Origin of the sequence: uncultured Tateyamaria sp. (genome assembly GCF_947488715.1) — a bacterium.
GTDB lineage: Bacteria > Pseudomonadota > Alphaproteobacteria > Rhodobacterales > Rhodobacteraceae > Tateyamaria.
In genome coordinates this window covers 265103-279036 of sequence record NZ_CANLAG010000002.1, presented here as the reverse complement: position 1 = coordinate 279036, position 13934 = coordinate 265103, and the positions used below count along the sequence as shown (strand labels likewise).

The window sequence follows — 13934 nt, the reverse complement described above, 5'->3', positions numbered from 1 at the left end:
CTTACGTGCGATGCCGCTCTTCGAATTCATACCCAAGGTCAAAGACCTTCACCGGGTTCGGGTTCAGCTCATACGTGGCTTTTCGCAGGAATTCCATCATCTGTTTCGGATCGCGCGCCATCGGGTCCAGAACATCCCGGCCAATGGGTTGCCCCACGACCACATCCACGGGCGTGTCCACCCGTTTCTTGAATTCCTTGATCAACAGACCCAGCCGCAGCGTGTTGTGCAGGTGGCTGGCGATCTGGAACAATCGGCTGGTGTGTCCGTCGAAATACAGCGGCACAACCGTCGCCCCGGACTTGGCCACCATGCGCGCGGTGAAACTGCGCCAGCCGGGATCCATGGGGCGCGAAAACGGCTTGGCCGCCGTGCTGACCGTACCACCGGGAAAGATGCCAATCGCCCCGCCATCGCCCAGATAGCGCAGCGCCTCCTTGCGGGTCTCCACGTTCATCGCCATGGCCGCGCGCGTGTCGTCAAAACTGATCGGCAACAGGACGCGGTTCAACTCTTCGGCCTTTTTGAAAACCGAATTTGCCATGATCCGGAAATCGCCTCGGATGGTCGACAGGATATGGCCCATCATCAGCCCGTCCATGATCCCATACGGGTGGTTCGCAATCAGGATCAGCGGCCCCTCACGCGGGATATTGTCCAGATGCCCCGCCACCACGTTCAGCGTCAGGCCATAGCGTTCGACCATCACGGCCCAGAAATCGCGGCCCGCCGCCACCTCGTCCTCATAGCCCTGCGCCCGCTTGATCAGACGCAGCCTGCCGGTGGTGTTCTCCAGCAGGCGGATCATCGCCCGCCCCCCCTTGGTCGCGGCCGAGTGGGAATAGCTGATCTCACGGGTGATTTCGCGTTGGCGGCTGGGCATCTTCTCTGGCCTGTCGGGTGTGCTTGTCTCCCGTTCTACGGGCTTCGGACAAAACTGCCTAGCCCATATGACACGAGTGTGACGCGATCACTCAGCCGCCGCGCGCTGTTCCGGCCCCCCTGCACGGATAACAGACAACAATTCCTCGCGCCGTTTGGCGGCCCGCGCCTCATTAGCCTGTTTGACCGGGCCAAAGCCGCGGATGTCCAGCGGCAGCGACGCCAGCGCCACAATCGCGTTACGCGTGGAGTCGTCCAGCTTTGGCAGCACCGCTTGCATATCCGCCTCGTACTGTTTGATCAGCGCCCGTTCCATCCGCCGTTCCTCGGTCCGCCCGAACACGTCCAGCGGTGTGCCGCGCAGCCCCTTGAGCCGCGCCAACAGGCGGAAATTGCGCATCATGCCCGGCCCGTATTCTTTCTTCATTGGCCGCCCGTCGGACCCGACCTTGGACAGCATCGGCGGCGCCAGATGGAATTTCATCGTGAAATCCCCGTCGAACTGCTCGCGCGCCTTGGCTTCAGTCTCCAGATGCAGGCGGGCAACTTCGTATTCGTCCTTATAGGCCAGCAGCTTGTGATAGCCCTTGGCCACCGCCTCCTTGACGGCCACATCGGCAACCCCGTCAACCAGCTTGCGGTACCGCTTTGCCAGCCGCTTGCCCTGATACTTGACCAAATGGTCCGCCCGGAATGCGATCTTTTCCTCCAGCGACTTGGGCAGTTGCACGACCTTCGGCTCGGCAGTCCGCCCCGCCTCTTCGGGGTGCAGCACCGCCCAGCGCCCGATGTCAAAGGCGCGGGTGTTCTTGTCCACCGCCGCCCCGTTCAGATCAATCGCCGCCATGATCGCGTCATAGGTCAGAGGCACCAGCCCCCGCTGCCACGCCGCGCCAAAGATCATCATGTTGGAAAAGATGCTGTCGCCCATCGTGGCCTTGGCCAGATCGGAGGCATCGAACATGTCCACCCGGTCCCGCAACCGCGCCTCAAGCGCGAGACCCAGCCGATCCGTCGGCAACGCAAACTCCGTATCGCGGGTGAAATCCCCGGTGATAATCTCGTGGCTGTTCACAACCGCGCCCGTGCGCCCCGTGCTCATCAGCCCCAGCGTCTTGGCCCCGGCACTCACCACCAGATCGCCGCCGATTAGCGCGTCACACTCGCCCGTCGCCACACGGATCGCACTGATGTCGGACGGATCGTTGGCCAACCGGCAGTGGATGTGGACCGCACCGCCCTTCTGGGCCAGACCCGCCATCTCCATCATGCCCGCACCCTTGCCGTCGATATGCGCGGCCTGCGCCATCACCGCCCCGATGGTCACAACACCCGTGCCACCCACCCCGGTGATCACCACGTTCCACGTGCCGTCAATCGCGGGCAGCTCCGGCATCGGCAGGTCCGGCAGGTCCAGCGCGGCCGTCGCCTGTTTCTTCACCTGCGCGCCCTCAAGCGTCACAAAGGATGGACAGAACCCTTTGACACAGGAGAAATCCTTGTTGCAGGACGACTGGTCAATCGCCCGCTTGCGGCCCAGCTCCGTCTCCGTGGGCACGATCGAGACACAGTTCGACTGCACCCCGCAATCGCCACAGCCCTCGCAGACATCCGTGTTGATAAACACGCGCTTGTCGATATCCGGGAAGGTGCCGCGCTTGCGCCGCCGCCGTTTCTCCGCCGCACAGGTCTGTACATAGACAATGACCGACACACCTTGGGTCTTCGCCATCTGCTCTTGCACAGCCTGCAACTCGGCCCGCTCATGCGTGGCCACACCGGACGGGAACCGAGACAGATCCACGTCTTCCTTGTCGTCATAGACCACCGCAACCGTCTGACAGCCCATCGCGCGGACCTCGTTCACGATGCGGTAGGGATCAAGCCCGCCCTCGTTGCCCTGCCCGCCGGTCATCGCTACAGCGTCATTGTAAAGGATCTTGTAGGTGATGTTGGTGCCTGCCGCCAAAGCGGCGCGAATGGCCTGCACACCCGAATGGTTGTACGTCCCGTCCCCAAGGTTCTGGAACACGTGCTCGCGCGTCGAAAACGGCGCCTCCCCGATCCAGTTCGCACCCTCGGCCCCCATATGGGTGAACCCCAGCGTCTCGCGGTCCATCCACTGCGCCATAAAATGACAGCCGATGCCCGCATAGGCCCGGCTGCCCTCCGGCACCTTGGTCGATGAATTATGCGGACAGCCCGAACAGAAATAGGGCAACCGCGCCGCTATCTCTTCGGCATTGTCGGACCGACGCGCGGCATCCAGCGTCGCCATCCCCGCCTGAATGCCATCCGTATTGCGCCCCTCGTCGATCAACACCTGCCCCAGCTTGGTGGCAATCTCCACGGGGTCCAGCGCCCACTTAGCGCTGAAAAACACCTCGCCGTCCTTCATGCCGCCATAGACACGCCGCCCCTGACGGTTGTCGAAAATGGCTTCCTTGATCTGCACCTCGATCAGCTTGCGCTTTTCCTCGACCACCACAATCAGGTCGAGCCCTTCGGCCCAATCACTGAACCCACGCATATCCAGCGGCCATGTCTGCCCCACCTTGTAGGTGGTGATCCCCAGCCGCGCGGCCTCGTCTGCATCGATATTCAGCAGCGACAGCGCATGCACCAGATCCAGCCAGTTCTTGCCCGCCGCGACAAAGCCGATCTTGGCCCCCGGCTTACCCCAGACGCGCTTGTCCATCTTGTTGGCATTGGCAAAGGCTTCGGCTGCATGGCGCTTGTGATCAATCAGCCGCGCCTCCTGCTCAATCCGGTCATCCACCAGACGGATGTTCAAACCTCCCTCAGGCAACGCACCCTCCGGCGTGACAAAGGACAAACGATGCGGATCACCGTCAACCACCGACGTGACTTCAACCGTGTCCTTCATGGTCTTGAGGCCCACCCAAACACCGGCAAACCGGCTGAGCGCGATCCCATAAAGACCGTAGTCCATCATCTCCTGCACACCGGCGGGCGACACCACCGGCATATAGGCATCAACCATGGCAAATTCGGACTGGTGCAGAACGGTCGAGGATTCGCCGGTATGGTCATCCCCCATCGCCATCAGCACGCCACCATGACGCGACGACCCGGCCATGTTGGCATGGCGCATCACGTCGCCCGACCGGTCCACGCCTGGCCCCTTGCCGTACCACAGACCGAACACACCGTCGTACTTGCCTTCACCGCGCAGCTCTGCCTGCTGCGCCCCCCACAGTGCGGTGGCGGCCAGGTCTTCGTTCAAGCCCGGCTCGAATGTCACATCCGCCGCCGACAACTGTTTCAGCGCCCGCGTCATCTGCATGTCGACCGCACCCAGAGGCGATCCGCGATAGCCCGTCACATAGCCTGCGGTGTTCAGCCCCGCCGCCACATCCCGCGCCTTTTGCATCAGCATCAACCGCACCAGCGCCTGCGTGCCGTTCAAAAGAACCGGGCTTTTGTCCAAATCGTAGCGGTCGTTCAAGGAAATCTTCTGCGTGCTCATCGCTGGCCTCCCCTGCCGTGATCAGTCTTGCATAACTTTCACCCGATAATAGGTCACAAATGCTGACCTGCATAGGAAAATTTTCGTTATTCGCCGGTTCCGCTTGGCGGGGCGCTGTGAAATAGGGAGATTTCGGTTAGGGTGACGTAGGTTAATGTGACGTTAACGTTGCGAAAGTGGTGCTGATGGACTGGGACAAGTTACGGATTTTTCACGCGGTCGCGGATGCGGGCAGTTTGACCCACGCCGGGGACAAGCTGAACCTCAGCCAATCCGCCGTCTCACGCCAGATCCGCGGGCTTGAGGAATCGCTCAGCGCCACGCTGTTTCACCGCCACGCACGCGGCCTGATCCTTACCGAACAGGGCGAACTGCTGTTTGACGCGACCACCGCGATGAACAAACGGCTCGACACCGCCAGCGCCCGCATCCGCGACAGCGAAGAAGAAGCGTTCGGCGACCTGCGGGTAACCACGACCATAGGCTTTGGCACGCTGTGGCTCGCGCCCCGGCTGGTAAAGCTTTATGAACAATACCCCGATCTGCGCGTCGATTTGATGCTCGAGGAACGCGTGCTCGACCTGCCCATGCGCGAGGCCGACGTGGCCATCCGCATGAAGGAACCCAGCCAGGCGGACCTGATCCGCAAACGGCTGATGACGGTCAAGATGCAGGTCTTCGCCACCCGCGCCTATCTGGATGCCAACGGCCTACCCGAGGACACGGATGACCTCAAGGATCACCGCCTGATCTGTCAGAACGTGAACGCGGCCCAGGTCGGCGCAGGCTCCAGCCTTGTGCAGCACCTGTTGACCTATGACATCAAATCCCTGCTGACGGTGAACAACTACTTTGGTGTGCTGCAAGCGGTGCTACAGGACTTGGGTCTGGGGATTCTGCCTGACTATGTCAGCCTCGATGATCCGCGACTCGTTCGGGTGCTGCCAGACATCGAATCCGCCGATGTGCCTGTTTTTTTGGCATACCCAGAAGAACTCCGGCACTCCAAGCGGATTGCCGCCTTCCGCGACTTTGTGCAGGAAGAAATCATCGCCTACCGCAAGATGTTGAGAGATAAAGAAAAACACTGAGCTATGCAAAAAATGCATAGCGGCCATGCCACGCCGGGTTCAAAAAGTGCCTTGATCGGTGGCAATTCCACCCCTACCTCGCCTCTTGAAGAGACATGGCGCATACGCGTCATCTTCATACCTCCCTGTTGGACTTGGCCGAGCTTCGCGCTCGGCCTTTTTTTTGCCCATCTGCCTCCTCTGCGCACATCTGCCCGGTGCATGTGCCGAAAAAACTTGCGGCTGCGCGACGGAATTGGTCAGTGTCAGCGTTAAACAAGGGTTCCGGGGGGGTACCGTGTTGTCAGTACTTAGATCTGCATGTCTTTTGATCGCGTTTTTGGCGCTTATGCTGCCCGTCCAGGCACAGGCACAATCGCTGGTCAACACCGGCACAGCCGAGGCGGACGCGTCTGTCACCCTGCCCGATCCGCTGACCCCCGAGGCGGCAAATGCCCTGATCTCGCGGCTCAGTGACACGCAGGTGCGCGACCTGCTGCTGGACCAACTCAATACCCAGGCCAGCGAAGACAAGCTCGAAGAAGACGCCTCGCAGCTATGGTACCACGCCACGGCTGGCGCGTTCTCCACCATCTCAGTATCGATCGAACGCCTGCCTATCCTCTTCACCAGTCAGGCCAAAGCATTTTCCAACTTCGGCAACTTCCTCGGCGCGGACGGGCTGGCGCGGCTCTTTGGCTACCTCCTCCTCTCCATCGCGGGCGGGCTTGCGGCCGAACTGCTCTTCCGTCGCATCACCCGTGGGTGGCTGATACTGCCCAAGGAGATGCCGCAGGACGCGACCCTGCGCCAAAACCTGTTCCTGCTGGCCAAACGCCTGACCAGCGAAATCGGCGCGGTGGGCGTCTTTGTCGGGGTGGCGTTCTTGATCACCTATAATGTCGTGCCCCCGTTCTACCGCCCGTTCCTCGGCACCGTTGGCCCGCTGCTCATCGGCCTGCCACGGCTGGCGGTGGCCGTGTCGCGCTTTCTTATGGCCCCCAACAACCCGGCCTACCGGATCGTGCACGCCACCGACGCTACCGCACGCGCGATGGTGTTCCACATGTTCTGGTTCGTCTTCCTCGTCGGGTTCTCGACCTTCATCATCCGCTTCAACGCCGCCAACGGCGTGCCCATGGGCGAAACCCGGCTGGGCTTCTGGCTCAACCTCGGCATTCACCTCTATGCGGCCATCGTCATCTGGCGCTACCGCGAGGCCTCCGTGATGATGATGCGCGGGGCCGACCCCGACGTGAGCCCGGTCGAAGACCGCATCGCCCGCGCCTTCCCTTATTTCGGCGTGGTTGTCGCACTGGGCACATGGTGGATCGTCAACATCGTGGTTTCCACAGGCAACTTCCAACTGCTGGCCGGATCGCCCCATTACAAGACCATGGGCCTCCTGCTCTTTGCCCCAGCTATGGACACGCTGATCCGGGGCCTTGTGCGCCACCTCGCGCCCCCCATGACCGGCGAAGGGCCCATCGCCGAACGCGCCTATGCCTCCACCAAACGGTCCTATATCCGCATCGGCCGTGTGATCGTCTTTGGCATCGTCCTGCTGACCATCGCGGGCTTCTGGGGGATGGACCCTACCAGCATCGCGTCGGCGGGCGTGGGCGAACGCTTTGCCGGGCACATCATCGAATTCCTGATGATCCTGTCCGTGGGTTATCTGGTCTACGAAGTCGTCTCTCTCTGGATCAACCGCAAACTCGCCGCCGAACAGACCGCCGCAGGCTATGACCTCGAAAGCGAGGAAATGGGCGGCGGTGACGGTGGCGGCGCGGGTGGCTCGCGCCTGTCCACGGTGCTGCCCCTGATCCTCGGCGTGTCACGCGCGGCAATCGTCGTGGTGTTCCTGCTGCTGGGCCTCGGCAATATCGGCGTCGACACCACCCCGCTGCTGGCTGGTGCCGGTATCGTCGGTCTGGCCATCGGCTTTGGCGCCCAGAAACTGGTCACAGATGTTGTCTCCGGCATCTTCTTTCTCATCGACGACGCCTTCCGCACCGGCGAGTACGTCGAAGTCGAAGGCACCATGGGCACGGTCGAGAAAATCTCGATCCGGTCGATGCAGCTGCGCCACCACAAAGGGCCGGTCCACACCCTGCCCTACGGTGAGATACCCAAGATCACCAACTTCTCCCGCGACTGGGTGATCATGAAACTGCGCTTTACCGTGCCCTTCGGCACCGACCCCGAAAAGGTGCGCAAGCTCTTCAAGAACATCGGCAAGGACATGATGGCCAACGAGCTTTACAAGGATGACTTCCTACAACCGTTCAAATCGCAGGGCGTGTTCGAATTTGACGACGTCGGCATCGTGATCCGGGGCAAGTTCATGGCCAAACCCGGCACCCAGTTCACCCTGCGCAAGGAAATCTACAACCGGGTGAACAAGGCGTTCGAGGAAAACGGCCTCGAGTTCGCCCGCCGCGAGGTGCGCGTGGCCCTGCCCGGTCGCGACGACACCCAATCCCTGTCAGAGGACGACAAACAGGCCATCGCAGCCGCCGCCACCCAGGCCGCACAGGACATGGCCCCCGCAGCCCCCAAAGGCGATGCGCCCGGCGACTGACCGACACGGGCCACACACAACAACGTGACGCGCGCTTTCCAATTGGGATGCGCGCGCCACGTGTTGTTCAGGCACCGTAACAAAATCGGAGACCACCATGAACTACGCCACACTCATGACTGCCCTCACTCTGGCCTTCACCGCTGCCACCACCGCTCAGGCCGACCTGTCGCCCGCTGATGTGGACACCCTCAACCAACGGGTCAAATACCCCGTGCTCGCCTCTGACGGCTCGGTTTTGGGCACAATGGACGGCATCAGCTTTCAGGGCGACCGCGCGCGCATCTTTGTCCGCTCGCGCGGCGGCAACATCTTTCGCCGCACCGGCGGCAAGGACATTGTCGTTACCACCCGCACCGACCTTCTGACGCTGCGGGGCAATCAACTGGTGATGGACGCGGACACCCAGCGCGTGCGCGTCAAGGCGAACAAATCCTTCACCGATGACAGCTCGCCTATCACCATCCTGCTGCTGAACTGACGCATCCGCCCGGAACCGCCGCAAACGCAGACGCACGCGATTGGTTCCGGGCAAATTCATGTATTTTTCTTGGGGTTTATTTGAAACCAAATGCGCACGGCGGCGTTCCTTGACCATACGAAACACAACGTATGAAACGAAAGGAAAACAACATGACACTGCGCAAATCCGCACTGATCGCTTCGACCGCCCTGACACTGGCTGCGACGCCTCTGCTGGCCAACACCGGCTATACGTTCGACGCATCGAACACGCTGGCGGGCGAAACCGACACCGTGGCTGTGATCGGCGCCATCACCGGTGACCAGATCGTGACACGCGAAGGCGAACTGCTGGGCACCATCGAGGAATTCAAGGTGACCGACGAGGGCCGCGCCCACGTCAAGGTCGACCTCGAAGCGGACCTGCTGTTCCAAGGTGACACCATGGATCTGACCATTGATCCGGCCAACGTGACTGTGCTGGACGGTGCCGTGGCACTGAACGCCAGCCAAGAAGAGCTCTATGCCGCACGCGGTGCCGTTGGCGGCGCGGTCAAGGTCGACTTCTAAGACCACCGGTCGGCCCCTGTGCCGACATCGGACGACAAGGGCCATCCTGCATCCCGCAGGGTGGCCTTTTTTGTGGGCCGGGGACACGGCATGCGGCCCCTTGCACCCCTTCGGCGCTCAGCATGCGCGCAAATCCCTTAGAAAGGGTTGGGGCGGCGTGCGCTGGTCCAAGCCCCCGAAACAAGGCGCGGAATATATAGGCATTGATTTTGCGTGACCCCGGCGCACGCGGTGTCCCCGCGGGGACAGGCTGCCGCCTTTGTCGTTTCCCCACTTTCCCCCGCCCCGCCCTTGGCCTAAAACGCGCCGCAACGGACGGGGGACACCATGCCAGAACCAAAGATCACCGAGGACCTGATTGCCAGCCACGGGCTCAGCCCGGATGAATATGACCGCATCCTCGACATCATAGGCCGCGAACCGACCTTTACCGAGCTGGGGATTTTCTCGGCCATGTGGAACGAACACTGTTCCTACAAGTCCTCCAAGCTGCACCTGAAGAAGCTGCCCACCACAGGCCCGCAAGTGATCTGCGGCCCAGGTGAGAACGCAGGCGTGGTCGACATCGGCGACGGTCAGGCGGTGGTCTTCAAGATGGAGTCGCACAACCACCCCTCCTACATCGAACCATACCAGGGTGCCGCCACCGGCGTGGGCGGCATCCTACGCGACGTCTTCACCATGGGCGCGCGCCCAATCGCCTCGATGAACGCGCTCAGCTTTGGCGAACCGGACCACCCCAAGACCCGCCAACTCGTGCACGGCGTCGTCGAAGGCATCGGCGGTTACGGCAACGCCTTCGGCGTGCCTTGCGCGGGCGGCGAAGTCCGCTTTGATCCGGCCTACAACGGCAACTGCCTCGTGAACGCCTTTGCCGCCGGCCTCGCAGTCGCGGACAAGATTTTCTACTCCGCCGCCTCCGGCATCGGCATGCCCGTCGTCTATCTGGGCGCCAAGACGGGCCGCGACGGCGTCGGCGGTGCCACCATGGCCTCCGCCGAATTCGACGACACGATCGAGGAAAAGCGCCCCACCGTTCAGGTCGGCGACCCCTTCACCGAAAAGCGCCTGATGGAGGCGACGCTCGAGCTGATGCGGACCGGCGCGGTGATCTCGATCCAGGACATGGGCGCCGCGGGCCTCACCTGTTCCGCCGTCGAGATGGGCGACAAGGGCGGCCTCGGCGTCAAGCTGAACCTCAACGCCGTCCCTGTGCGCGAAGAGAAGATGACCGCTTACGAGATGATGCTCAGCGAGAGCCAGGAACGCATGCTCATGGTCCTCAACCCGGACCTCGAGGCCGAAGCCAAAGCCGTCTTCGACAAATGGGACCTCGACTTTGCCATCGTCGGCGAAACCATCGCCGACGATCGGTTCATAATCGAACATGACGGCACGGTCAAAGCCGACCTGCCCCTGTCCAAACTGTCCTCCGAAGCACCTGAATACGACCGCCCATGGGTGCCCACCCCCGCCGCCGAGCCACTTGCGGACGTCCCCGCCATCGACCCCATCGACGGGCTCAAGGCGCTGCTGGCCAGCCCCAACTACGCGGCGAAGCAATGGGTGTTTGAGCAATACGACACAATGGTCATGGCCGACAGCGCCCGCACGCCGGGCCTGGGCGCGGGTATCATGCGCGTGCACGGCACCGACAAGGCTCTGGCCTTCACCTCCGACGTGACGCCCCGCTACGTCAAGGCGAACCCGGTCATGGGCGGAAAACAGGCCGTCGCCGAAGCCTACCGCAACCTGACCGCCGTGGGTGCCAAACCGCTGGCCACCACCGACAACCTCAACTTCGGCAACCCGGAAAAGCCCGAGATCATGGGCCAGTTCGTCGGCGCACTGGACGGCATCGGTCAAGCCTGCACCGCGCTCGACATGCCCATCGTGTCGGGCAACGTCTCGCTCTACAATGAAACCGACGGCACCGGCATCCTGCCCACACCCACCATCGGCGCCGTGGGCCTGATCGACCACCCCGACGACATCATCGCCGGGGACGTGCGCGAAGGCCATGTGGCACTCCTGATCGGCACATGTGGCGGCCACCTGGGCCAATCCGCGCTCCTGGCCGAAGTCTTTGGCCGGACAGATGGTGACGCCCCCCATGTCGATCTCGACGCGGAAAAACGCAATGGCGAGTTCATCCGCGCCAATCGCCACCTGATCAACGCCTGTACCGACCTCAGCGATGGCGGCCTTGCACTGGCCGCATTCGAATTGGCCGAGGCCGCAGGCGTAGGCGTCTGGATCGACGCCAGCGAAATGGGCAGCTTCTTTGGCGAGGATCAGGCCCGCTACCTCGTGGCCTGCAGCTTTGACAAGGCCGAGGCACTGATGATCGCGGCAGGCCAGGCCGACGTGCCAATTGTCTCCGTGGGCAAATTCTCCGGCGACACCGTCTGGATGGGCAACAGCTCGGCCCCCCTGGCCGAACTGTCGACACTCTACCGGTCGAGTTTTGAAAACACCTTTGCATGATATGGGTCGGTGGGCGGGCGCCTTTTGGGCGTCAGCCCAAAACAGAGCCGCCCCACCGACCTAATCAGTGATCATCCGAAGCAAACGGTCCCGGTCCCCCACATCATCGCGGCGTGAAATCACTTGCGCCAGGTCCTCAAGTGCTGCAATCGAATGGCCCGCGCGAAAGCTGTCTACATGCGGCAACATCGCCGCAATGCCACGGGCCTTGGGGGCAAAGGCGTCCCAACGCAGCAACGGGTTGATCCAGATCAGCCGCTTGGCCGACAGATGCAGCCGCTGCATCTGCGCCGCCAAAGCACCTGGGTCATCCCGGTCCAACCCATCCGTGATCAACAGCACAACCGCGCCCTGCCCCAACACCCGGCGGGACCAATCGCGGTTGAAGTCCTGCAAACATGTGCCGATCCGCGTGCCGCCTTCCCAATCCTGCGCCTCGGCCCCGGCCGCGCGCAGGGCGGCATCCACGTCGCGCTGATAGAGGTGACGGGTGATGTTCGTGAGCCGCGTGCCAAAGGTAAACGCATGCACACGCGCCCACCCCGCTCCTTTCGCATTGGCCACTGCGTGCAGAAAGTGCAGCACCACGCGGGAATACTGGCTCATGGAGCCTGAAATGTCGCACAGAACCACAAGGTTCGGGTATCGGACCCTGGGGGTCTTCCACTTGAGGTCGTGCATCTCGCCACCCCGGCGCATCGCGGTGCGCAAGGTGCGTGCGCCGTCCACCCGCCCCGCGCCAGCCATACGCATCCGGCGGGTGGGCAGTGGGTCCACGGGCAAGGTCATGCGCGCCAGCAACGCTTTGGCGCGCGCCATCTCGGCGGTGCTCATCTGTTCGAAATCCAGCGTCTTCAGCCGTTCTTCGCCGGACATGGTGAGGGACGCATCCACTTCGATTTCGGTGCCGTCCTCCTCGTCCGTGTCGTCTGGCGGGTCGATGTCTTCACCAGCACCGTCCAGCAGTGCTTCGGCGGCGCGTTTCTCGCCAGCCTGTGCGCCACGGTCTTCCTGCACGCCGCGCACCGCGGGCAGCATCGCCGCCATCATGTGTTCAAGGTACCGCGGGTCGCGCCAATAGAGGCGAAAGATCTGGGCAAAGATCACCCGCTGTTCGGGTTTGGTCACGAAACAGGCGTGCAGCGTCCAGAAAAAGTCGCGCCGTTCGGTGAACCCGGCTGCGGCCACAGCATTGATCGCATCAATCAACCGTCCCGGACCGATAGGAATACCCGCGCGGCGCAACGCACGGGCAAAATGCGCGATGTTGCCCGCCAGTTTGGGGTCGTCAGGCAGGTCGAGCGGTGCGTATTCAACCATGCCCGCGACCGGGGGCCAGCCCCCGGACCCCCGAGGTATTTGGCGCGAAAGGAAGCATCAGGCGGGTTCGAGCGATGCTTTGGCTTCGTCCAGCAGGCGTTTGGCCTCGGAGCCTTGGAGTTTCTGGATATCATCCTGATATTTCAGCACCGCCCCCAGCGTGTCGGCGATGACCTCGGGTGACAGGGTCAGCACGTCGAGCGCCAGCAGGCATTTGGCCCAGTCGATGGTTTCGGCGACGCCCGGTTTCTTGAAGAGATCCTCGGTGCGCAGGCGCTGGACAAAGGCCACCACCTCGCGGCTGAGACTTTCGGCGGCCTCGGGCGCGCGGGCAGTGAGGATCTCCATCTCACGGTCGAAGTTGGGGTAGTCGACCCAGTGGTAAAGGCAGCGGCGTTTGAGTGCGTCGTGAACCTCGCGGGTGCGGTTGGAGGTGAGGATCACCACCGGTGGTTCGGGCGCCTTTATCGTACCCAGTTCGGGGATGGTGACCTGAAAATCGGAGAGGGCTTCGAGCAGGAAGGCCTCGAACGGCTCGTCCGTGCGGTCCAGCTCATCGATCAGCAGGACGGGTGCGCCGTTTTCGTCCGGGCGCATGGCGTCGAGCAGCGGTCGTTCGATCAGGTAGTCGTCTGAGAAGAGCTCGGCCTGAAGCGCCTTGCGGTCGGCGGCACCCGTGGCTTCGGCGGTGCGGATGGCGACCATTTGCGCGGCAAAGTTCCATTCGTAGACGGCGGAGGACGCATCGAGCCCTTCGTAGCATTGCAGCCGGATGAGGCGTTTGCCCAGACCTGCGGCCAGTGCTTTGGCGATCTCGGTTTTGCCCACGCCTGCCTCGCCCTCAAGAAAAAGCGGGCGGCCCAGCGACAGGCTGAGGAAGGTCACAGTGCCAAGGGCGCGGTCGCACACATATCCCTGATCTGCCAGCATGGATTGGACGGCGTCGATGGAGGAGATGTCGGGCATGGTCATTCCTTGGGCTGTTCGGACCAACCTGCATCGTCTGCCCCTGCCGTCAAGGGGCGGCACGTCCTTAACATTGACCTGATTCGCCACAAATGGCATGATG

General features: G+C 62.5%; 9 protein-coding genes. 5 read left to right on the top strand and 4 right to left on the bottom strand.

Features of this window, described 5'->3' with window-relative positions; translation table 11 throughout:
• Window position 1: 1 nt before the first annotated feature.
• The gene (locus Q0936_RS05650; RefSeq protein WP_299297931.1) at window positions 2-883 is read right to left on the bottom strand and encodes a lysophospholipid acyltransferase family protein; all 882 of its coding nucleotides are present in this window, start codon (window positions 881-883) and stop codon (window positions 2-4) included.
• 87 nt (window positions 884-970) lie between these two features.
• The gene (locus Q0936_RS05645; protein WP_299297929.1) at window positions 971-4372 is read right to left on the bottom strand and encodes an indolepyruvate ferredoxin oxidoreductase family protein; all 3402 of its coding nucleotides are present in this window, start codon (window positions 4370-4372) and stop codon (window positions 971-973) included.
• 185 nt (window positions 4373-4557) lie between these two features.
• On the opposite strand from Q0936_RS05645, the gene Q0936_RS05640 reads away from it, so the two are divergent.
• From Q0936_RS05640 to purL, 5 genes are all read left to right on the top strand, one after another.
• Window positions 4558-5463, top strand: coding sequence for a LysR family transcriptional regulator (locus tag Q0936_RS05640; RefSeq protein ID WP_299297927.1), 906 nt, complete (start codon window positions 4558-4560; stop codon window positions 5461-5463).
• Window positions 5464-5791: 328 nt separating this feature from the next.
• Window positions 5792-8026, top strand: coding sequence for a mechanosensitive ion channel family protein (locus Q0936_RS05635; protein WP_299377988.1), 2235 nt, complete (start codon window positions 5792-5794; stop codon window positions 8024-8026).
• Between the two features lie 97 nt (window positions 8027-8123).
• Window positions 8124-8507: a hypothetical protein gene (locus Q0936_RS05630; RefSeq protein WP_299297923.1), complete on the top strand. Its 384-nt coding sequence runs from the start codon at window positions 8124-8126 to the stop codon at window positions 8505-8507.
• 152 nt (window positions 8508-8659) lie between these two features.
• Window positions 8660-9058, top strand: a complete 399-nt coding sequence (locus Q0936_RS05625) for a hypothetical protein (protein ID WP_299297921.1) — start codon at window positions 8660-8662, stop codon at window positions 9056-9058.
• A gap of 327 nt (window positions 9059-9385) precedes the next feature.
• On the top strand, window positions 9386-11545 hold the full coding sequence (gene purL, locus Q0936_RS05620) for a phosphoribosylformylglycinamidine synthase subunit PurL (protein ID WP_299297919.1): 2160 nt from the start codon (window positions 9386-9388) through the stop codon (window positions 11543-11545).
• A 60-nt stretch (window positions 11546-11605) separates the two neighbouring features.
• Here purL and Q0936_RS05615 read toward each other — a convergent pair whose 3' ends face one another.
• Window positions 11606-12865: a VWA domain-containing protein gene (locus Q0936_RS05615; protein ID WP_299297917.1), complete on the bottom strand. Its 1260-nt coding sequence runs from the start codon at window positions 12863-12865 to the stop codon at window positions 11606-11608.
• Between the two features lie 57 nt (window positions 12866-12922).
• Window positions 12923-13837, bottom strand: coding sequence for a MoxR family ATPase (locus Q0936_RS05610; RefSeq protein ID WP_299297915.1), 915 nt, complete (start codon window positions 13835-13837; stop codon window positions 12923-12925).
• Window positions 13838-13934: the final 97 nt, after the last annotated feature.